The sequence below is a fragment of the Erwinia sp. PME.40.26/001 genome (assembly GCF_055556675.1).
This window is the reverse complement of sequence record NZ_JBVHNP010000001.1, coordinates 1,419,457-1,438,748: the sequence shown is the minus strand read 5'-3', so window position 1 is coordinate 1,438,748 and position 19,292 is coordinate 1,419,457. Positions and strand designations below refer to the sequence as shown.

19 protein-coding genes, 1 tRNA gene and 1 pseudogene are annotated in these 19,292 nt (G+C 57.2%); 7 read left to right on the top strand and 14 right to left on the bottom strand.

What is annotated here, in order from left to right:
• Window positions 1-9 precede the first annotated feature (9 nt).
• The 3 genes from apbE to ACZ3HG_RS06880 all read left to right on the top strand — a co-directional run bounded on the left by apbE (window position 10) and on the right by ACZ3HG_RS06880 (window position 3,466).
• Entirely contained in the window at window positions 10-1,059 is a 1,050-nt protein-coding gene (apbE, locus tag ACZ3HG_RS06890; protein ID WP_465332433.1) for an FAD:protein FMN transferase ApbE, read from the top strand.
• 17 nt (window positions 1,060-1,076) lie between these two features.
• Window positions 1,077-1,718, top strand: a complete 642-nt coding sequence (alkB, locus tag ACZ3HG_RS06885) for a DNA oxidative demethylase AlkB (protein WP_465332431.1) — start codon at window positions 1,077-1,079, stop codon at window positions 1,716-1,718.
• Between the two features lie 95 nt (window positions 1,719-1,813).
• Window positions 1,814-3,466, top strand: a complete 1,653-nt coding sequence (locus ACZ3HG_RS06880; RefSeq protein ID WP_191932978.1) for a multidrug ABC transporter permease/ATP-binding protein — start codon at window positions 1,814-1,816, stop codon at window positions 3,464-3,466.
• Between the two features lie 136 nt (window positions 3,467-3,602).
• Here the strand turns inward: ACZ3HG_RS06880 and ACZ3HG_RS06875 are convergent, their stop codons facing one another.
• From ACZ3HG_RS06875 to ACZ3HG_RS06850, 6 genes and pseudogenes are all read right to left on the bottom strand, one after another.
• Window positions 3,603-4,397, bottom strand: coding sequence for an amino acid ABC transporter ATP-binding protein (locus ACZ3HG_RS06875; RefSeq protein WP_191932977.1), 795 nt, complete (start codon window positions 4,395-4,397; stop codon window positions 3,603-3,605).
• Entirely contained in the window at window positions 4,397-5,299 is a 903-nt protein-coding gene (locus ACZ3HG_RS06870) for an amino acid ABC transporter permease (protein WP_465332429.1), read from the bottom strand. The genes ACZ3HG_RS06875 and ACZ3HG_RS06870 overlap by 1 nt, the downstream gene beginning before the upstream one ends.
• Window positions 5,286-5,810, bottom strand: a complete 525-nt coding sequence (locus tag ACZ3HG_RS06865) for a GNAT family N-acetyltransferase (RefSeq protein WP_191932975.1) — start codon at window positions 5,808-5,810, stop codon at window positions 5,286-5,288. Before ACZ3HG_RS06865 ends, ACZ3HG_RS06870 begins: the two co-directional genes overlap by 14 nt.
• Before the next feature lie 11 nt (window positions 5,811-5,821).
• Window positions 5,822-6,775, bottom strand: a pseudogene (locus ACZ3HG_RS06860) (ABC transporter substrate-binding protein); the annotation flags it as partial.
• 44 nt (window positions 6,776-6,819) lie between these two features.
• On the bottom strand, window positions 6,820-7,950 hold the full coding sequence (locus ACZ3HG_RS06855; protein WP_191936628.1) for a M20 peptidase aminoacylase family protein: 1,131 nt from the start codon (window positions 7,948-7,950) through the stop codon (window positions 6,820-6,822).
• Between the two features lie 11 nt (window positions 7,951-7,961).
• The gene (locus ACZ3HG_RS06850; protein WP_191932972.1) at window positions 7,962-8,960 is read right to left on the bottom strand and encodes an LLM class flavin-dependent oxidoreductase; all 999 of its coding nucleotides are present in this window, start codon (window positions 8,958-8,960) and stop codon (window positions 7,962-7,964) included.
• Window positions 8,961-9,161: 201 nt separating this feature from the next.
• Here ACZ3HG_RS06850 and ACZ3HG_RS06845 point away from each other — a divergent pair, with 201 nt between their 5' ends.
• Window positions 9,162-9,329, top strand: a complete 168-nt coding sequence (locus ACZ3HG_RS06845) for a hypothetical protein (protein WP_465332426.1) — start codon at window positions 9,162-9,164, stop codon at window positions 9,327-9,329.
• On the opposite strand, the gene ACZ3HG_RS06840 is transcribed toward ACZ3HG_RS06845, so the two are convergent.
• The 3 genes from ACZ3HG_RS06840 to ACZ3HG_RS06830 all read right to left on the bottom strand — a co-directional run bounded on the left by ACZ3HG_RS06840 (window position 9,326) and on the right by ACZ3HG_RS06830 (window position 11,222).
• On the bottom strand, window positions 9,326-10,060 hold the full coding sequence (locus ACZ3HG_RS06840) for a 4'-phosphopantetheinyl transferase family protein (protein WP_465332424.1): 735 nt from the start codon (window positions 10,058-10,060) through the stop codon (window positions 9,326-9,328). The genes ACZ3HG_RS06845 and ACZ3HG_RS06840 overlap by 4 nt on opposite strands.
• Window positions 10,061-10,132: 72 nt before the next feature.
• The gene (locus ACZ3HG_RS06835; RefSeq protein WP_137269784.1) at window positions 10,133-10,339 is read right to left on the bottom strand and encodes a hypothetical protein; all 207 of its coding nucleotides are present in this window, start codon (window positions 10,337-10,339) and stop codon (window positions 10,133-10,135) included.
• A 196-nt stretch (window positions 10,340-10,535) separates the two neighbouring features.
• On the bottom strand, window positions 10,536-11,222 hold the full coding sequence (locus ACZ3HG_RS06830; protein WP_191936626.1) for a B3/B4 domain-containing protein: 687 nt from the start codon (window positions 11,220-11,222) through the stop codon (window positions 10,536-10,538).
• Window positions 11,223-11,265: 43 nt separating this feature from the next.
• Here ACZ3HG_RS06830 and ACZ3HG_RS06825 point away from each other — a divergent pair, with 43 nt between their 5' ends.
• Window positions 11,266-11,868, top strand: a complete 603-nt coding sequence (locus ACZ3HG_RS06825; protein ID WP_465332421.1) for an XRE family transcriptional regulator — start codon at window positions 11,266-11,268, stop codon at window positions 11,866-11,868.
• 450 nt (window positions 11,869-12,318) lie between these two features.
• Window positions 12,319-13,287, top strand: a complete 969-nt coding sequence (locus ACZ3HG_RS06820) for a hypothetical protein (RefSeq protein ID WP_465332420.1) — start codon at window positions 12,319-12,321, stop codon at window positions 13,285-13,287.
• A 194-nt stretch (window positions 13,288-13,481) separates the two neighbouring features.
• Here the strand turns inward: ACZ3HG_RS06820 and ACZ3HG_RS06815 are convergent.
• The 3 genes from ACZ3HG_RS06815 to ACZ3HG_RS06805 form a co-directional block, all read right to left on the bottom strand.
• A tRNA-Pro gene (locus ACZ3HG_RS06815) sits at window positions 13,482-13,558 on the bottom strand.
• A gap of 74 nt (window positions 13,559-13,632) precedes the next feature.
• A complete protein-coding gene (yejM, locus tag ACZ3HG_RS06810; protein WP_465332418.1) occupies window positions 13,633-15,384 on the bottom strand; it encodes an LPS biosynthesis-modulating metalloenzyme YejM in 1,752 nt (583 codons plus the stop codon).
• A gap of 21 nt (window positions 15,385-15,405) precedes the next feature.
• Window positions 15,406-15,633 (bottom strand): YejL family protein, encoded by a 228-nt coding sequence (locus tag ACZ3HG_RS06805; protein ID WP_191932966.1) that lies wholly within the window; start codon window positions 15,631-15,633, stop codon window positions 15,406-15,408.
• Window positions 15,634-15,803: 170 nt separating this feature from the next.
• Here ACZ3HG_RS06805 and yejK point away from each other — a divergent pair, with 170 nt between their 5' ends.
• Window positions 15,804-16,808: a nucleoid-associated protein YejK gene (gene yejK, locus ACZ3HG_RS06800; RefSeq protein WP_191932965.1), complete on the top strand. Its 1,005-nt coding sequence runs from the start codon at window positions 15,804-15,806 to the stop codon at window positions 16,806-16,808.
• Between the two features lie 175 nt (window positions 16,809-16,983).
• Here yejK and rplY read toward each other — a convergent pair whose 3' ends face one another.
• Window positions 16,984-17,268, bottom strand: coding sequence for a 50S ribosomal protein L25 (rplY, locus tag ACZ3HG_RS06795; RefSeq protein ID WP_191932964.1), 285 nt, complete (start codon window positions 17,266-17,268; stop codon window positions 16,984-16,986).
• A 170-nt stretch (window positions 17,269-17,438) separates the two neighbouring features.
• Complete coding sequence (radD, locus tag ACZ3HG_RS06790; RefSeq protein WP_191932963.1) at window positions 17,439-19,193, bottom strand: DNA repair helicase RadD; 1,755 nt, start codon at window positions 19,191-19,193, stop codon at window positions 17,439-17,441.
• Between the last annotated feature and the right edge of the window lie 99 nt (window positions 19,194-19,292).

Genomic DNA, 19,292 nt, shown 5'->3' with positions numbered 1-19,292 from the left:
CAGGCAGATATGAAGAGTAATTGGCGGTATTTTTTAGGTTTAATGGTGGTTTGCTTGCTGGCAGGCTGTGACAACACTCAGCCCTCAGCGGGATCTGACGGGATGGTACTCGAAGGCCGAACAATGGGAACATTCTGGAGGGTAAGTCTGGCGGGTGTGGCGCCTGAACGCCGGGAAGCGCTGCAAAACGCCATTCAGCTGCAGCTCGACCAGGACGATCGCGAACTCTCCACCTGGAAAAGTGACTCCGTACTGTCACGTTTTAACCAGTATCGCGGCAGTGCGCCACAGCCGGTGAGTGATAATATGGCCGATATCATAACCCTGTCGCTGCGTATTGGTCAGCAGACGGCGGGGGCGATGGACATCACCATCGGACCGCTGGTCAATCTGTGGGGCTTTGGTCCCGATAAACAACCCGTAAAAACACCAACGCAGCAGGAGATCGATGCCGCCCGGGCACAGACCGGGCTGGCGCATTTGCAGGTGATCAACACGGCCGGGCAGTCCTGGCTGCAGAAGGATCTGCCTGGACTCTACGTTGACCTGTCTACCGTCGGGGAAGGGTTTGCCACCGACCATCTTGCCCGCCTGATGGAGCAGGAGGGGATTAATCAGTATCTGGTCTCTGTGGGCGGTGCGGTGCTGACGCGCGGCAAAAATGCCCAGGGCAATGCCTGGCAGGTGGCGATCCAGAAACCCACCGATCAGGAGAATGCGGTGCAGGCGATAGTCGATCTGCAGGGGCACGGCATCAGCACCTCCGGCAGCTATCGTAACTATTATGAACTGGACGGGAAGCGTATCTCACACGTGATAGATCCAGCCACCGGCCGGCCGATCCAGCACCGGCTGGTATCTGCTACGGTGATCGCCACCACCGCGCTGGAAGCAGATGGCTGGGATACCGGGCTGATGGTGCTGGGCACGGAAAAAGCCAAAGCGCTGGCGCTGCGTGAAAAGCTGGCGGTCTATCTGATTTTTAAACAGGGCGACCAGTTCACCAGCTGGATGTCGCCGCAGTTTGCCGCCTTTATTCAGCCGTCACCCGCACACTGACAGCCTGAGGAGTGTTTATGTTCGATCTGTTTGCTGACGATGCCCCGTGGCAGGAACCGCTCACCGAAGGGGCTGTGATCCTCCGCCGTCGCGCCCGCGAATGCGCCACTGAGCTGATGGCGCAGGTGGAGGCGATCGCCGCGCTCAATCCTTTTGAACACCGCATTACGCCGGGCGGCCACCGGATGTCGGTCGCCATGACCAACTGCGGCGATCTCGGGTGGTCCACCGATTCGCGCGGGTATCAGTACAGCGCGCAGGATGAGGTCAGCGGCCAGCGCTGGCCAGCCATGCCGTCGGCCTTCCGCGAACTGGCCGTCGCCTGTGCGGCTGAAGCCGGGTTCAGCGGCTTCAACCCGGACGCCTGCCTGATTAACCGCTATGAGCCCGGCGCAAAGCTGACGCTGCATCAGGATAAAGATGAGCGCGATCTGCGCCAGCCGATTGTCTCGGTGTCGCTTGGGCTCCCGGCGGTGTTTTTATTTGGCGGGTTCGATCGCGCTGATGCCTGCCAGCGGGTGCTGCTGGAGCAGGGCGATGTGGTGGTATGGGGAGGGCCCTCGCGCCTGCGCTACCACGGCATCCTCCCGCTAAAACCGGGTATTCATCCGCTGACGGGACCTTTTCGCTATAACCTGACTTTCCGCCGCGCACGCTAGCGCGCGGCCTGAATACGTCCGAATGAGAATTGTTATTGATCTCGTCTTGCTTCTCATTAAACTGCAAGCTGCTTTTTACCTGCCGGGACGTTTTCATGGAGTTGCTTCACGTTGTTTATAAGCAGTATCGCTGGCCGTTTATTCTGGTTATTGCCCTCAGTCTTCTCAGTGCCGCGCTGGGAATTGGTCTGATTGCGTTTATTAACCGCGAACTGATCGTGACGCTCAATTCTTCGGTGATGGTGTTACCGCAGTTTCTCGGCCTGCTGCTGCTGCTGATGGCGGTGACCCTCGGATCGCAGCTGGCGCTGACCCTGCTCGGCCACCATTTTGTCTATCGCCTGCGCGGCGAATTTATCAAACGTATTCTCGACACGCGGGTTGAGCGCATTGAGCAGATTGGTAACGCCCAGCTGCTGGCCAGCCTGACCAGTGATGTGCGCAATATCACCATCGCCTTTGTGCGTCTGCCGGAGCTGATTCAGGGCATCATTCTGACGCTGGGCTCTGCGGCCTATCTGGCCTGGCTGTCACCGAAAATGATGGTGGTGACCTCCGTGTGGGTGGCGGTGACGATTATCGGCGGCTGGCTGCTGGTGGCGCGGGTGTATCAGCATATGGCGGTACTGCGTGCGACAGAAGACCGCCTCTACCATGACTTCCAGATCATTATCGAAGGGCGCAAAGAACTGGCGCTGAACCGCCAGCGTGCGCAGCAGATCTTTGAAAACGTCTACGGTGAAGATGCCCGGACCTATCGCCACCATATTGTGCGGGCCGATACCTACCACCTCAGCGCCGTGAACTGGTCAAACATTATGATGCTGGGTGCCATTGGCCTGGCATTTTACCTGGCGAACAGCCTGGGCTGGGCGGATACGGCCGTGGCCGCGACCTATTCCCTGACCCTGCTGTTCCTGCGCACCCCCATGCTGTCGGCGGTGGGCGCACTGCCCACGCTGTTAACAGCGCAGGTGGCGTTTGACAAGCTGAACACCTTTAATCTGGCGGCTTATGAGGCTGAATTCCCCCAGCTGCCGGCGGCGAAAAACTGGCAGACGCTGGAGCTGCGCAATCTGGTGTTTCACTACGGCGACAACGGTTTTCACGTCGGCCCGGTGAATATGACCCTGAAGCGCGGCGAACTGGTGTTCCTGATCGGGGGGAACGGCAGCGGTAAATCCACGCTGGCGATGCTACTGACCGGGCTGTATCAGCCGGTGTCTGGCGAGATCCTGCTGGACGGACAAAGGGTAGACACTGAATCAATGGAGAGCTATCGCCGTCTGTTCTCGGCGGTATTCACCGACGTGCATCTGTTTGACCGCCTGATTGACGATCGCGGGCAGGCCGTTGATCCGGCGCTGGTACAAAGCTGGCTGGAACGGCTGAAAATGCAGGATAAGATCAAGCTGGAAGGCAATCGGGTGCTGAACCTGCAGCTGTCGAAAGGGCAGACCAAGCGCCTGGCGCTGCTGCTGGCGACCGCCGAGCAGCGCGACATTCTGCTGCTCGACGAGTGGGCCGCCGATCAGGATCCGCACTTCCGCCGTATCTTCTACCGTGAACTGCTGCCGTGGCTGCAGTCACTGGGGAAAACGGTGTTTGCCATCAGTCATGACGATCACTATTTCCTGCACGCTGACCGTCTGCTGGAAATGCGCGACGGAACGCTGACCGAGCTGACGGGCACCGAGCGTGATGCCGCTACCCTCGATGCGGTCAAGCGTACCGAGACGCTGGGGTAGTTTCAGGCAACGTCCGGGTTGCTGGCCGACCGGTACAGAGGGCCGGCCACCACGGCGGTCACTGTTGCCCTGCAGGGGACGACCCATTTCCCCGGTAGTCCCGTGCTGATGGTGTGAACGCTGGCGCAGGCTGGCCTCACAATACCTTCGCCAGAAAACGCCGCGTCCGCGGATGCTGCGGCTGGTTCAGCACCTGCCAGGCGCTGCCCTGTTCCACAATCTTCCCTTCGACCATAAACACCACGTTATCCGCAACTTCACGGGCAAAACCGATCTCATGAGTCACCACGACCAGCGTCCTCCCGGAGCGTGCCAGCTGTTTGATGGTGTCCAGCACCTCGCCGACCAGCTCCGGATCAAGCGCCGATGTCGGTTCATCAAACAGGATAACCTTCGGATTTAACGCCAGCGCCCGGGCAATCGCCACGCGCTGTTGCTGACCGCCGGAAAGATGGCGCGGCCATGCCCCGGCTTTATGCCGCAGGCCAACGGTGTCGAGCAGCTGTAACGCCCGTTCTTCTGCCGCCGCCCGCGTTAATTGCTTATGGGCCAGGGGCGCTTCGATAATATTTTCCAGCACCGTGAGATGAGGGAACAAATTGAAATTCTGGAACACATAGCCCACACCGATACGCTGCCGGAGGATCGCCTTCTCCTTCAGCTCATACAGCTTATTCCCTTTGCGCCGGTAACCAATGTAGTCACCATCAATGCGGATAAGCCCTTCATCCACCCGCTCCAGATGGTTGATGGCGCGCAGCAGCGTGGACTTCCCTGAGCCTGACGGCCCGAGGATCACCGTGACAGAACCAGGGGGGAGTTCCAGCGATACCTCGTCCAGTGCCTTAAAACGGCCATAGCTTTTACTGACCCCGGCAATGGAAATATGACCCAGCGTGGCCTCACTGTGCAGATCGATAGCTTCAGACATTATGAGCTCCTGGCGGGGGCGATGGCGGCATGCAGCCGGGTAGATGAGAGGCGGCTGACCGGCTCACGGGTGGCCCCGCGTGCCAGCCAGCGTTCAACGTAGTATTGCAAAACTGACAGCACGGTGGTGATCAGCAGATACCAGACTGCTGCTACCATCAGCAGCGGGATCACCTGTTGCGTGCGGTTATAAACCATCTGGATGGTGTAAAAGAGCTCCGGCATCGCCAGTACGTACACCATCGCAGTGCCTTTGGCGAGGCTGATAATTTCGTTAAACCCGGTCGGAATAATGGAACGCAGCGCCTGCGGCAGAATAATGCGCAGCGTGCGGCGAGAAGAGGGCAGACCCAGCGCAGCGGCCGCTTCAAACTGCCCCTGATCCACGCCGGTAATGCCGCCACGTATAATCTCGGCGGTATAGGCTGCCTGCACCAGCGTCAGCCCGATCACCGCCGTGCTGAACTGCCCCAGGACATCAATGGTTTTATACTCCACCAGCGTCAACGGGGTAAAGGGAACGCCAAGTGACAGAGTGTCGTAGAGATAGGAGAAGTTATAAAGAATAATCAGTACCACGATCAGCGGCAGCGAACGGAACAGCCAGATATAGCCGAACGCCAGGCCGGAGAGCAACCAAGAGGAGGAGAGGCGGGCCAGCGCCAGCCCCACGCCCAGCAGAATACTCAGCAGGCTGGCGATCAGCGTCAGCAGCAGCGTCTGCCCGAGACCGCTGAGGATCGCGGGTGCAAAGAACCAGTGGGCAAATACCGACCATTCCCAGCGCGGATTAAAGGCGATGGACTGGATCACCACGGCCAGAATAAACAGGGCAACAACCGCCCCAACCAGCCGCAGCGGATAGCGGGCAGGCACCACGCGCAGGGTTTCATTCGGTTTCATGGGCGGCTCCTGACTCGGCGTGATGGTGAAGTGCTTTGGTAAAACGCAGGCGGCCATCGTAAGGCGGCAGGCTGTACTCTTCCGGGTCACGCTGCGTGTCGAACTGTGGCTGATAGCCGTGTGATAAATAGAGGCGTACCGCTTCCGGCTGACGAAATCCGGTGGTCAGATAAACCTGTCGGTAACCCGCCAGCCCGGCCCGTCGCTCCAGTTCAACCAGCACTTTCAGCGCCAGCCCCTGACGGCGCAGATCGCTGCGGGTCCAGATACGCTTTAATTCGGCCGTCTCCGCGTCGAAAGCCTTATAAGCCCCCATCGCAATAATGACCCCGTCGCGCTCCAGTACTACAAACATCCCCTGCGGGGGCAGATACCATTCGGTCAGTTCGACTTCGGCATCCCGGGCAAAAAAGTCACCGTAGCGGGCGCTGTATTCTCCGAAGAGTCCGTCAATAATAGATGCCAGCTCCGGTGCCTCCGGTGACAGCTGGCGAAATTGTTCATGGCTCATTCGGACCTCCGTTAGTCACCCAGCCCCGGCGGGTTGATTTCAGAACGATCGAGGCGCTCGATACCCTCGCCCCAGCGGTTGAGGACTTTGTCGTACTCGCCGCCTTTGATCACGCCATTTAGCGCAGCGTTTACGGCGGCCACCAGCCCGTTGTCTTTTTTCAGTGTCACCGCGATATGTGCCGCTTTCGGCCAGCCGCCATCCACGGTGCCCACCCGTTTTGTTTTACCGGTCAGTGCGGCTTTCCAGGCACCAATGACGTTCGGCCCGAAATAGGCATCGGCACGACCGGACTGTAATGCCAGCGTCTGGGCCGCATCATCTTTCACGTAGTTAGGCGTGAACGGCTTCAGCCCTTTTTTCTGATTCTCTTCATCCCAGGCCAGCAGGATCGCTTCCTGATTGGTGCCGGAACCAACAATAATGCGCAGTCCGGCAATGTCTTCGGCTTTGGTCAGTGAAGTGATTTTGCTGTCCGATTTCACGTAGAAACCGAGGGAATCTTTGCGGTAGGTAGCGAAATCGAATTTTTCTTTGCGCGCTTTGGTGACGGTGACATTGGTGATGGCGGCATCATATTTGCCGGAGCTGACACCCAGCGGCCAGTCTTCCCAGGAGGTCGGCACCACGTTCAGCTCCAGCCCGAGGCTGTCGGCGACCAGGCGGGCGATATCCACTTCACTGCCCTGCAGGGTTTTGTTGTCATCAGAAAACAGGGTCAGCGGCGGGGAGTTCAGCGCGGCCACCGCCACGGTAAACTTGCCCGGCACGGCCAGTTTAAGGTTCTTCGGCAGCAGGGCCACCGCCTCGGGATTGACCGGCGCATGCACGGGCGCTGCATTCGCCTCGACGCTGATGCCGGTGCCATTAATGTTGACGGTTTCTGCGTTTGCCGTGGTGCCAAGCCACAGGGATGCACTGAGCAGGCCCAGTAATACGGATGTTTTTTTCATAGTGACTGACTCTTATTATGATGAAACTGCAGATGAAAAGGGCCGGTTACTGCCCGTTAAGCGATCTCATTAAGTGCGGCTTCCGCCAGCTGGCTGAAGTACCCGGCGGCCGGCGAGAGCAGGGCCTCATCCGGGTTAAAGCCGGGATGGTGCAGACCGAACTCGCTGTTGCTGCCGATGCTGACAAAGGTGCCCGGCGTGTTATGCAGATAAAAGGCAAAATCTTCGCCGCCCATTTGCAGCTCGGCCTCCTGCACGTCGTAACCCTGACGGGCAGCCACCTGCTTGCTGAATTCTGCCCAGTGCCCGGTGTTGATCAAGGCCGGCGGGCCGGGGTGCCAGTTCAGTTCAGCACGGGCACCCAGCCCTGCGGCAATACCGGTTATCAACTGACGCAGCCGCTGCGGTAGTTCGCTGCGGATGTCGTCGTTATGGGTGCGTACCGTGCCTTCCAGTACTACCTGCTGCGGCAATACGTTCCAGGTATTCCCGCCCTCAATACGCGTTACGCTGACCACCACCGACTCCAGCGGGCTGTAGCTGCGGCTGACCAGGGTCTGTAAGGCACTGACGATCTGACTGGCGATCACAATGGCATCCACTCCTTCCTGCGGACGGGCGGCGTGCGCACCCTTGCCGTACACGTTGATATCAAAACGGTCGACATTGGCGTAAAACGCACCGCCGCGCGTGGCAAAGGTGCCCACCGGCAGCTCCGGCGCATTGTGCATGCCGAAGATCGCCGCGACGCCCGCCAGCGCACCCGCATCGATCAGGGTCTTCGCGCCGCCGAAGCGCTCTTCTGCGGGCTGGAACAGCAGACGTACGCGGCCGGGCAGGCTTTTTTCCCGCGCCTTCAGCAGCCTGGCTGCGCCCAGCATTACGGCGGTGTGTACGTCGTGGCCGCAGGCGTGCATCACGCCCGGGTGCTGCGAACGGAACGGCACCGGCACGATCTCGTCAATGGGCAGGGCATCAATATCGGCGCGCAGGGCAATCAGTGGTTCACCCTCGCCAATCTCGGCCACTACGCCGGTGTTCAGTCCGAAAGGCAGCAGCCGGATCCCAGCCTCGTTCAGCCAGCCTGTGATGCGCTCCGTGGTGGCAAACTCCTCATTGGACAGTTCCGGGTACTGATGCAGTTCGCGGCGCCAGGCCACCAGCTGCCGGGTCAGAGAGAGGGTCATGGTTGGGCTCCTTAAGCGGCTACCGGCTGGTGGGTGGCCAGCAGTTGCAGGGATTTCAGGCGTGGTACACCGGCAGCAATCGGGATATCAATAATGAATTCTTCCACCCCGAAACGCTGATGCAGCGCGTCCAGCTGGTCGTGAACCTGTGCAGCAGTGCCTTTCAGTACGGCAGCTTCACGCGGTTCAATCCGGTGTTGTTTCGCACCGGACTGGCGGATAAAGGCTTCGGCCTGGGCCAGATTGCCCACCGTGACGCTCTGGCCGTTATCTACATGTACGCGGAAGTGCTGTAAATCGGCCGCCAGCAGATCGGCTTCCGCTTCGCTATCGGCAACGATGATCTGCACGGCCAGCAGCGCAGATTGCCCCTGGCTGAGCGTGCGGAAAGCCGTCAGTGCGCGGTCCAGTTCCTGCCTGTCACCATTCAGGTGGGCAGCAAAGACAAACTGCCAGTTCAGCTCTGCGGCCAGCTGAGCGCTGGCTTCACTGGCTCCCAGCAGAAAGCGGGTTGCCGGACGCGGAGGCAGCGGCGTCGCCAGTAACGGATCTTCACCTTCAGGGGCAGGGGAGGCCGTCAGCCACTGATCCAGCGCGCGTAGCTGGCTGGCAAAGTCTCCCTTCACGTCGGGGTCAATACCCTGTTGCAAGGCTTTCGTGGACAGCGGCAGCCCGCCGGGAGCTTTACCGATGCCAAGATCGACCCGGCCCGGGGCCAGGGAGGCCAGCAGATTGAAGTTCTCTGCCACTTTATACGGACTGTAATGCTGCAACATCACGCCGCCGGAACCCACTCGAATGTGACGGGTGTGCGCCAGAATCCAGGCGATCAGTATTTCCGGCGACGGGCTGGCCAGCGACGGGGTGTTATGGTGCTCTGCCAGCCAGATGCGATGATAGCCGAGCGCCTCTGCGCGCTGTGCCAGCGCCAGGGTTCGTGCCAGCGCCGTCACGGCGGTTTCGCCCTCGGCAAGCGGACTCTTATCCAGTAAGCTCAGTCGGTAAGCCATAATGCGTCCTTGAACGGTATCAGTTGCCGGCAATTATTGAAGCCGCACCCGCCGCTGTAAAACAACAATTCTGGCTTAGATCAGTTCAGAAATGGGATTGGGGGCTTATGCCGGGAACTGGCAAAGGCTGTGCAAAATGGGTATTTTGCCGGGCAGAAAGCGTCAGGTTTAATAGAGGTCCACTTCACAGAGGAACAGATGATGAATGGTATCTGGCTGCACTTCACGCGATTCTTTCAGGCACCCTCAGGTATGACCACGCTGGACAGCTGTCGGGTGATCGAAGCAATGATGCCGATGGGTGAACTGTATGGCGTTCATCTGCACGATCTTCCTCCGCTGCAACAGCGCCCGGATGAATCGCGTTAATTTTCCGTCGACGACGAGGCGGTAACCCAGGTCATCACGCGATCGGCGTGCAGCAGGGCTCTGCCTTCGAAGATGCGCCCGACGGTCATTGTCGGGGAAAATGTTTGTGTCAGGCGCAGACGGAGATACTGCAAATCCCCAGTGCAGGCCACTATCTCCGCGGCGCTGAAATCCATAAACTGCTTTATCTGCGGATAGAGCGCCTTATACAGGCTCTCTTTGACTGAGAACGCCACCGTCAGCGCGGTGGCGAAGGGCACCTCACACTGCGCCAGCCGCTTTTTTTCCCCATCATCGATGAACATTCTCCCGGTTTCGCGGGCCATCTCTTCCGTCATGATCGTTTCACAGTCCACGCCCGGCATCACGTCCTGACGCGGCGTCAGCAGAGCACATATTTGCTGATGGGTATGAGACAGAGAGCCGTTAACACCCTGCGGCCAGCGCGGAGCGCGATCCGGCCCGTTACTCAATATAAAATCCGCAATCCCCCAGCTGGCCAGCACCTGTTGCAGGCCGTAGCGGCTGGCGAGGTATTCCGCACGACGCTTTTTAACCGCACGCTGCAGGTGGTCAGGTGGCGGAATATTCAGCTGACCAAACAGAGATTCATTAAAATGAGCGACGTCATAACGCACGTCCAGCAGGCTGATATCTGGGGTGTCAGGCAGCGGTTGCAGCGAAAAGTCAGTAATAAAGGGGGAGGAGGACGAAATGTTCAGTGCAGACATAGCCACTAACCTGTGCAAAAACGATAAATTATTTAAACAGGTTAGTGGCTGGATATCAAAAAACGCCTGGAATTAATGATTCGGTGGGATCGCGAAGCTTTTCAGCGATACGACAAAATGGTCATGCCCTTTGGAGATTTTGGCACCGCGATCGCACCACTGGCTGGCAAGCCGGAAAAAATCGTCACTGTCGATATCATAAGCCAGCTCCACCTTACTAATACCTGAGTGGAGCAGCTCTTCCGCATCTTTGAAGCTCTTAGCTTTAATCATTGCCATTTGAGTTATCTCTGTCTACACAATGCCATAAAAGTGTAACGACAGCGTATGATATTACTGTGACAGTTTTGTTGCAGAGACAGAGATTGAGAGTTTCGCCACGTTTTACGGCGGGGATTTCCTGCCCGGTGACGAATAATCGCCTGTAAAAACAGCAGGGAAGCTCTCCGGTGGCGAAACGCTGATGGTAAAACGGTCAGTCGAGGGTGATTAACCGTTGCCCGATTTTTGCTCCTGGCATCATCTGCTGCAGGCCGTCGACCAGTTCATCGCCGGCGCGGTGCAGTGCGTCCAGTGGCATCTCCGGCAGACTTTCCAGAATAAACCACATCTGGCGGGCGCTGGCATCTAACCGCGTGCGAACGCCCTGGCGCCAGTTCCAGCGGCGGCAGGTCACGCCGACGTCATCACACCAGATCACTTCCCCGGCTTCTGCCGTTTCATACACCGGCTCACCGTCTTTTAGGGTGTCAAACTGCTCTGTCCCTTCCGCAACGATCAGTCTGGGCTGGCCGACATAGGCGGCACTGTTTTCCCCGCCCACCGGCAGCGCATATTTAATGCTGATTGCATTATACAGATCCACGACCGGGTCGATGGCGGGTAGGGTGCCGTCTTTCAGAACGCGCTTGCGTAAGGCTTCCGCCGAACAGGGTGTGCGTTTGGGTTTAGCGCCAAAGGCTTTGAAGACCTCAGACCAGGCGCTGAGATGCGCCCCGGCCCAGGGGGCATCGACCAGCACGCCCTGACAGGCGGCGGCCAGGGCCTGCTGGCCGATGGCCGCATTCACCAGCGGGGCGGCCTCAACCACGATACTCAGCGCCCTGAAGTGGGGGGCGATGGTGGCAATGTCGGGATGGATTGACGGGTGGATGTTAAGCATCAGATAATCCTGTAATGACTATTTTATTGCATGGTAATGACTAATGACGGGAAAAGTCAATATATCGACTTATTCGGGCGCTGATGTGAAATCGGTGAGCCACGCGCTGGCCGCCAGAATAAAAAATTTCCGTAAGCTGCAAAAATTTACCCTCGATGAGTTATCACGTCGGGCGGGCGTCAGTAAAGGGATGCTGGTTGAAATTGAAAAGGGCACAGCCAACCCCAGTATTGCCATCTTATGCAAAATCTCTGCTGCGATGGGCGTATCAGTGGCGGATATTGTCGATGTCGCGGGTAAACCGGCGGTCCATCTTGTTAAGCAGGATGAGATCCCGGTGCTGTGGCGGGGCGATCGCGGGGGGACGGCACGGCTACTGGCCGGGACCAGTGGGCCAGATATGGTCGAGCTCTGGCGCTGGGAGATGTTTCCCGGGGAGCTTTTTTCTTCTCCCGGACACCCCGCAGGCACATTCGAGTTGTTCCATGTTGAGGAAGGAACATTAACCCTTCAGGTGGACGGTACAGAATTGAGGATAGAGAAAGGCTGTGCCGCTGTAGCCAGAACTGACGCCCCCCACCATTATACCAATGCCGGTAACACCACACTTATGTTCACCATGACAGTAGCAGAGCGACAGAAATAAAGACGTTTCTGTTTGTCCGGTTTACCCGCCGGACATTTCTCTTACGTAAAAGCACGATCTGAATTTTCTGTGTTTTAACCCCTGCAAAAGTCAGTCTGTTAATAAGCACGCTGTGGGCGGTACTGCTCACTTCTGAACCTCGTCTGAAGAGCCTTATTGTCACCCCGCTCGTGCAAGCGATGTGGGGTGAGTGGGCTAATTTCATACTGACGAAGAGGGGCTAAGCCTGCTGGTGGGCGGCAGCGCGGCATTAATGCAAACATAGTGACTTATTTGTGACTCTCATCACGATTTATTGACTTTAATCAAGAGGTACATTCATAACAAGGCTTAGATTAGTCAGTGGTTAGTGATTGCACTGACTTAATATAATCAGAGGCTAAAGTCATGAATGGTAAAGTGTTAGCAATGTGTGCTGTATCTCTTTTTTCTGTCTCTGCGGGCGCACAAATGTCCCTGAGCGAGGCTAATGCTAATGCCGATCGGCAGACAGAGAATGTCCATGCTGTCCAGTTGCACAGCGGCACAAACAGCGCCGCTGCCCTGCAGGCTGGCGCAGTCGCTGGCCAGGCAAGCGTACAGCGTCAGCAGGTCAGTCAGCAGGATTTTGGTGCCTACAGGCGCCAGCAGGTTCAGGACGCCCATCAGAAAACGTTTGGACAAGCTTATACGGACGCGAAAAATGAAGTGAACCAGCCCGACAGTCAGCCGTCTTCGGGTTATGGTCAGTCTTATACGGACGCGAAAAATGAAGTGAGCCAGCCAGCCAGTCAGCCGTCTTCGGGTTATGGTCAGTCTTATACGGACGCGAAAAATGAAGTGAGCCAGCCCGCCAGTCAGCCGTCTTCGGGCTATGGTCAGTCCTATACGGACGCGAAAAATAATCAGTCTGCTGGCTGGGTTCAGCAGCCGGGTAACATCACCAATCCGCAGGGTAATCCGGTCTCAATGGTGAATAGGGTGAAAAATGACCCTACCGGCACGCCGGTCTCAATGGTCTCGGGTGTTAAGCAAGATCCTACGGGTAAACCAGTGACGGGCGGCATGCCTTCTTCCGTACAAACTCAGATGCAGGGGATTCAGGCTTCCCTGACCGCCGCTAAATATGCGGCGGCTACGATCAATGTTGCGGCATCTTCTCTGCAGCCCACCACGCAGGTTAACGTGACGCTGGCAGGGGTGACCAAAACGTTACCTGCGTCTGTCCTGGCCCCTGACGTCCAGGTTGCGGTACCGCATATCCCCGCGTTGATCCATGAAGGTCGTGGTAACGGTGTCAGCCATGACAAGGCGACAGGTCGGGTTAGCGGCGATAATCGTGGCAGTGACAACGCTCACAGCCATGCTTTCGGTGGGCACGGTTACGGTGCGGATAACAGCCGTTCAGAGGGGTTCGGCGGGCATTCACATTTCCACTGATAAAGGTGTTTTCCCACGGATAAAACGGGCTTTAATTCGGCGTGATTGGATAAATAGTCACAATGGTTTGAGGCCAGTGGTCGGGCAGGGTTTGACGCTGAGTAAACCCTGTCAAGGCCGTGGCAAGTGCCACAATGCGGACCCGGGTCGGAAAGAGGGTGATACAGGGAGGTTACTGTGGGGAAGGTAAAAATTGGTCGGCACGGAGAGATTTGAACTCTCGACCCTCGCCACCCCATGACGATGCGCTACCAGGCTGCGCTACGCGCCGACGTTGAAACTATATTACTGAACTTCTTCCTGAATGCAAGATGCTAACGTCTTGACTGCTTTAGATTTATACAGTTAATCGGCAATAAAGCGTTTTTCGTCCGTCAGAACCTGAAGCAGAAGCGCCAGCTGGGGTTTATGATCCTTCAGTTTCTGTCCCTGTAAATTCCATGCGGCATAGTTGCCATTGTTATCCAGCACCAGCGTCTCCTGAGGTGTCGTTATCAGCAGTTGATGGTTGGTGCTGCTGGCCACCCAGTTGTGGCGGCGCTGAGCGGCAAACAAATCTTCGCCCTGTGAATAGTCCGCGGCTGGCGTACTGACATGCAGGAGGCGCTGCATCAGGGTGGTCATAATATCCTGATGGTCGGTCAGCTTATTGATGGTCTGCGCCGGTGTCTGCGGCCAGTGAACCACCAGCGGCACCTGCAACATTTCCCGGTTTCCCTGACCTGCTTCGCCATCCAGCACCACGCCGTGCTGGGCAGTGATCACCACCACGGTATTGGCCAGTAATCCTTTCTGCTCCAGCGTGGTCAGCACATTCTGGATCTGCTGGTCGACGCTGGCTGCTGCGCGGTTGTAGCGTCGTGCATTGTACTTCTCTGCGGCATCGCTGTCGTCAGAGGTGGACAGCGACAGATAGGAGAACCACGGCGTATCTTCGCTTTTATGCCCTTCCAGCCAGCGCTGCCACTGACGGGTGGTTTCCGCATTCGACTGGTTCTGCGTCGCCGGTAAAGAGAAGTCGGTGAGCAGAGCCTGACGATAGAGCGGCGAGTTAAAGCCATCGCTGGCAAACAGACCGAACTGATAACCCTGCTGCCCCAGTGCGTTAATCAGCGTGGACGGGATGCGCGATGACAGCACACCGTCCATATAGCTTGGCGAAATGCCGTAAAACAGCCCGAACAGCCCGGTATCTTCACTGGTACCAGAGCTGAAATGCTGGCTGAAGCGCACGTTGCTCTCGGCGAAGCGTGTCAGGTTTGGCAGTGACTTCGCCATAGACGCCTCATTCAGGCCGTCAACGGTGATCACCAGCAGGTTATTACGCGTGCCTCTGTCCCGGAAGGTAATGTCATTCAACGGGTAGGCAACGGAGACGGCTTCAGGATTACCCTGCTGCACCAGGCGGCGCTGATACTCCTGCGCATCCAGCAGGCCGTGTTTTTCCAGAAACCGCCGTGCGGTCATCGGATAAGAGAGGGGCAGGTTAGAACGCTGCATGGTCACAGGACGATAGAAATTGGCGTCGGCCCAGATGTACATCAGGTGGCTGGCAAAGAAGGCGCTGATGAACAGTGCGGCCAGCGGTTTACCAAAACGGCGGCGATTCAGGCTGCGCAGCTTCTGCCAGCTCCAGGTGGCGAACAACATTTCGACCAGGAAGATAGCCGGAACGCTGATAAACATCAGCTGCCAGTCACGCGCCATCTCACTTTGATCGGGGTTGACCACCAGTTCCCAGACTACCGGGTTGAGGTGCAGGTGGAAGCGGGCAAATACCGCGCTGTCGACCAGGATCAGCGTCATTCCGGCGGTAGCGATAATCGCCGAGAGAAAACGCAGCAGCCGCTGCGACATCACCACGAAGGTGAGCGGGAAAACAATCAGCAAATAGGCGGCGAAAACAATAAAACTGAAATGGCCAATCCAGCTGCTGAAGGCGTAAATGCGTCCGGCCAGCGAGGCTGGCCAGTCGGAAACGAACAGGTAACGGCTGCCCAGAATGAAGGCGAAAATGATGTTAAACAGGGCGAACCAGTGCCCCCAGCTAATCATCTGGGAGACTTTTTCACGGTAGCGCTGCCGATTTGTTACCATATTAGGATCAGGATCGTCTCATCAGTGGGCTTTGTCATCGCGTACCGAAGCCTGCAGGGCCTCGGCAAACGAACGTGCCATCGCCTGGCGTTGTGCCGGCGCCACGCTGGTATTCAGTAAGTTGGTCACCATATTTCCCAGAACCATCAGGGAAAGATCGGTTGGGGTCTGGTTTGTTTCCAGGACCTGGACCATTTCTGCGAGGATCTTCTCCACGCGCTCGTTGCTGTAGCGGGATGATTGTGCCATAACGTCTATTTTATTACTGAGGTTTAAAAAGCGCTATCTTACCGTAAGGACGCGCTTTTTTCTGCTTTTTTATCGCAAAGAAACGCGAATGAACTGCACATCATTCTGGCAGTTGATCGAAAGGGCGCACAGTGATTGAATACGCGCCTGTGTCTAAAGGAGAGTTTACCATGAGTCTGGATATCGCCCAGATTGCCCTTCACCAGATGATCAAGCGCGACGAACAGACGCTGGAACTGGTTCTGCGTGATTCACTGCTACCGTCCAATGCGCCGGTAACGGCAATGATGGAAGAGCTGCATCGGGTTTACAGCGCCAAGAGCAAAGCCTATGGCCTGTTCAATGAGGAGAGCGAGCTGGCCGATGCGCTGCGCAACTGTCGTAAGGGTGAAAATGACTTCCTTGCTTTCAGCCGCGCCGCCAGTGCGCGACTGCGCGACGAGCTCAGCAAATATCCGTTCGCGGAAGGTGGCGTGGTGTTGTTTGGCCACTATCGCTATCTGGCGGTGGAGTACCTGCTGATTGCGGTACTGAGCAGCCAGAACAGCATGCGTGTTAACGAAGAGCTGGATATCAGCAGCACCCACTATCTGGATATCAACCATGCCGATATTGTGGCGCGCATCGATCTGACCGAGTGGGAAACCAACCCGGAGTCAACGCGCTATCTCACCTTCCTGCGCGGACGGGTAGGGCGCAAGGTTGCCGATTTCTTTATGGATTTCCTCGGTGCCAGCGTCGGGCTGGACACCAAAGCGCAAAACCGGGGTCTGCTTCAGGCGGTTGATGATTATTGCGCAGAGGCCAGCCTGGATAAAAACGAGCGACAGAATTATCGTCAGCAGGTGTCGGCCTACTGCAATGAGCAGCTTAAATCCGGTGAGGAGATCGCGCTCAAAGAGCTGTCTGACGAGCTGGCTCCGCTGGGGGAGAAAACCTTCCAGGCCTTTACCCAGGAGCAGGGCTATGAGCTGGAGGAGAGCTTCCCGGCCGACCGTGGCACGCTGCGCCAGCTGACTAAATTTGCCGGTAGCGGCGGCGGGCTGACGCTTAATTTCGATGCGATGCTGTTAGGTGAGCGTATCTTCTGGGATCCGGCCACGGATACCCTGACCATCAAAGGTACGCCGCCTAACCTGCGTGACCAGCTACAGCGCCGCACCAGCGGCAAATAACCGACCCGTTACCCGGGTGGCGGGCCTGCTTTTGCGGCCCGCTTCGCATTCTGCTGTCGCAATGAGCGGAAAAGGTCATCTTCTGCCGCAGCGCAAGGCAACCCGACCGGGCTGCTTCAGACGAAAAAAAACGCCGCATAAAGCGGCGTTTTTTTCACATCAAACGAACGAGCGATTAAGCGCGAACGAAGTCGATGTGGTGCAGTTTTGGCTTGAACGGGTGACGCTGAACAGCCTGCACTTTTACTTTGGTTTCTTTGCCATCAACAACCAGGGTCAGAACTTCGTCGTAGAAACCAGGCTTCGCCTGCAGGTTCAGTACGGAGTCGTGGTCCAGTTCGATAGCAACAGCTGCTTCATTTCCGCCATAGATGATGGCCGGGAATTTGTTAGCTAAACGCAGGCGGCGGCTCGCACCCTTGCCCTGCTCTTTACGAGCTTCAACATTAATAGTGAACATTTTTAAGTCTCTTCAAGTTTTATTCCTGCTACAGGCGACCCAGCAACAGGTGGAGTGTTCAGCTTTTGTCCGGCAGAGCCAGGCAAAAGCGGGCGGGATTATACCCGGCTTTGCCCATACAGGCAATGTAATACGTCATAATGCAGGCAGCGCCACGCCGGAAGCCCGTTTTAACGCAATTCGTTCGCCCGCCGAAAGCGTCCTTGATAATCGAATACTTTCTCACGAATCTGCCAGAAATGGCGCTGCTTACGCGCAACGACAAAATCGGGGTGGCGCAGCAGCGGCTGGAGCGCGAGGATATCAGCGGCGTTCTTCCACCCCAGCGGGACCCCAGGGGCACGCTGATGAGGGCGCAGGAACAGCTGCTCAAAGGCGGTGCGCTGGGCCGGGGTTTTCAGTCGGAAACGTTCGCTGACCTCCGTGGCCTCTTCATCAAAGTAGCGCGCCTTGAGCCATTCTCCCTGGGCATCACTGCCGCTTTCCAGCACCATCGCAGCGCAGCGCAGCACCAGAGCGTCTTTCAGCTTCAGCGCGGCTTTCAACATATCATCCGGGTCGACCAGAATGGCATCGCACTCCCGGCAGCGCCGCGCGGCAATATCATTTTCAGCGTGACAGTGCGGACAGTTTTTAAAGCGAAAACGGTAGTCGCACTGTTCGCGCTGCCCGTCATCGTCTTCCAGCACCCCCTGACAGCGACGGCCAAAATGTTCGATAATCGTGCCATCTTCAGTCGCCTTTCCCCAAAAGGTGTTGGCAAAGCCACAGCCCGGACAGAAGACCTGTACCGGCTGGTTGTCGCTTTTTCCCTTCGGTGCGCCCACTTCAGGCGTAAAAAGATCGTGAGGGTTACCGGCATAATCGAGGATCAGACAGTCGGTCTTACCCGGGCTCAGGCGCAGCCCGCGCCCGACAATTTGCTGATACAGGCTGACCGATTCGGTCGGACGCAGAATCGCGATCAGGTCGACATGCGGGGCATCAAATCCGGTTGTCAGCACGGCAACGTTCACCATGTAGCGTAGTTCGCGGGCTTTAAATGCGGTAATCATGGCATCACGCTCTGCTGCAGGCGTACCGGCGCTGATCAGCGCTTTGCTGCCGGGCAGCAGACCGAGTACTTCGCGGGCATGTTCGACCGTCGCGGCGAAAATCATTACCCCTTCGCGCTGTTGGGCGAATTCCACAATCTGCTGGATGATATGTGGGGTGATACGCTGTTGCTGCCTGAGCTCTCGATTCAGGTCCGCCTCGCTGAACAGGCCATTTTCCTGCGCCTGCAAACGGCTGAAATCGTACTGTACCACCGGCATATCCAGCCGCTCAGGCGGGACCAGGAAGCCATGCTTAATCATATAGCGCAGCGGCAGCTCATAAATACAGTCACGGAAGAAAGCGCGTTCGTTGCCTCTGACCATACCGTGATAATGAAACTGATAAATCCAGCCTTTCCCCAGCCGGTAAGGGGTGGCGGTCAGTCCCAGCAGCCGCAGTTGCGGATTGTGCTGACGCAGCTGATTGATAATTTGCTGATACTGGCTGTCTTCCGCATCGCTGATACGATGGCACTCATCGATGATCAGCAGGGAGAACTCTGCGCTGAACTGTGCCAGATTCCGGGCGACGGACTGCACGCTGCCAAAGACCACTTTGGCCTGGCTCTCTTTACGCTGTAGTCCGGCGGCGAAGATATCGGCCTCCAGCCCGTAAGCCTGATATTTAGCATGGTTCTGAGCAACCAGCTCTTTGACATGAGCCAGCACCAGCACGCGTCCACGCGCCACGCGCGCCAGTTCCGCGATCACCAGGCTTTTGCCCGCCCCGGTGGGCAGGACGATCGCCGCAGGCTGGGAGGAGTGGCGGAAGTAGCTGATAGTGGCATCAACGGCTTCCTGCTGATAGGGGCGTAAGGTAAACGACATGAAGACCTGTAAAGCAGCAACAAAGGGACATTATGCCATGAAAGCGCCATAAGAATACGATACCCTCTGTGCCTCAGTGGCTTCTGCCGCTATACTTGT

What these genes read in the sequence shown, in the direction of transcription:
- ACZ3HG_RS06820 (WP_465332420.1), top strand. Translation starts at nt 12,319, where the DNA reads ATGTCCCTGAGCGAGGCTAATGCTAATGCCGATCGGCAGACAGAGAAT.
- yejK (WP_191932965.1), top strand. Translation starts at nt 15,804, where the DNA reads ATGAGTCTGGATATCGCCCAGATTGCCCTTCACCAGATGATCAAGCGC.
- apbE (WP_465332433.1), top strand. Translation starts at nt 10, where the DNA reads ATGAAGAGTAATTGGCGGTATTTTTTAGGTTTAATGGTGGTTTGCTTG.
- ACZ3HG_RS06850 (WP_191932972.1), bottom strand. Translation starts at nt 8,960, where the DNA reads ATGGCTTACCGACTGAGCTTACTGGATAAGAGTCCGCTTGCCGAGGGC.
- ACZ3HG_RS06865 (WP_191932975.1), bottom strand. Translation starts at nt 5,810, where the DNA reads ATGAGCCATGAACAATTTCGCCAGCTGTCACCGGAGGCACCGGAGCTG.
- ACZ3HG_RS06880 (WP_191932978.1), top strand. Translation starts at nt 1,814, where the DNA reads ATGGAGTTGCTTCACGTTGTTTATAAGCAGTATCGCTGGCCGTTTATT.
- ACZ3HG_RS06825 (WP_465332421.1), top strand. Translation starts at nt 11,266, where the DNA reads ATGACGGGAAAAGTCAATATATCGACTTATTCGGGCGCTGATGTGAAA.
- alkB (WP_465332431.1), top strand. Translation starts at nt 1,077, where the DNA reads ATGTTCGATCTGTTTGCTGACGATGCCCCGTGGCAGGAACCGCTCACC.
- ACZ3HG_RS06875 (WP_191932977.1), bottom strand. Translation starts at nt 4,397, where the DNA reads ATGTCTGAAGCTATCGATCTGCACAGTGAGGCCACGCTGGGTCATATT.
- rplY (WP_191932964.1), bottom strand. Translation starts at nt 17,268, where the DNA reads ATGTTCACTATTAATGTTGAAGCTCGTAAAGAGCAGGGCAAGGGTGCG.
- radD (WP_191932963.1), bottom strand. Translation starts at nt 19,193, where the DNA reads ATGTCGTTTACCTTACGCCCCTATCAGCAGGAAGCCGTTGATGCCACT.
- ACZ3HG_RS06835 (WP_137269784.1), bottom strand. Translation starts at nt 10,339, where the DNA reads ATGGCAATGATTAAAGCTAAGAGCTTCAAAGATGCGGAAGAGCTGCTC.
- ACZ3HG_RS06805 (WP_191932966.1), bottom strand. Translation starts at nt 15,633, where the DNA reads ATGGCACAATCATCCCGCTACAGCAACGAGCGCGTGGAGAAGATCCTC.
- ACZ3HG_RS06855 (WP_191936628.1), bottom strand. Translation starts at nt 7,950, where the DNA reads ATGACCCTCTCTCTGACCCGGCAGCTGGTGGCCTGGCGCCGCGAACTG.
- ACZ3HG_RS06845 (WP_465332426.1), top strand. Translation starts at nt 9,162, where the DNA reads ATGAATGGTATCTGGCTGCACTTCACGCGATTCTTTCAGGCACCCTCA.
- ACZ3HG_RS06840 (WP_465332424.1), bottom strand. Translation starts at nt 10,060, where the DNA reads ATGTCTGCACTGAACATTTCGTCCTCCTCCCCCTTTATTACTGACTTT.
- ACZ3HG_RS06870 (WP_465332429.1), bottom strand. Translation starts at nt 5,299, where the DNA reads ATGAAACCGAATGAAACCCTGCGCGTGGTGCCTGCCCGCTATCCGCTG.
- ACZ3HG_RS06830 (WP_191936626.1), bottom strand. Translation starts at nt 11,222, where the DNA reads ATGCTTAACATCCACCCGTCAATCCATCCCGACATTGCCACCATCGCC.
- yejM (WP_465332418.1), bottom strand. Translation starts at nt 15,384, where the DNA reads ATGGTAACAAATCGGCAGCGCTACCGTGAAAAAGTCTCCCAGATGATT.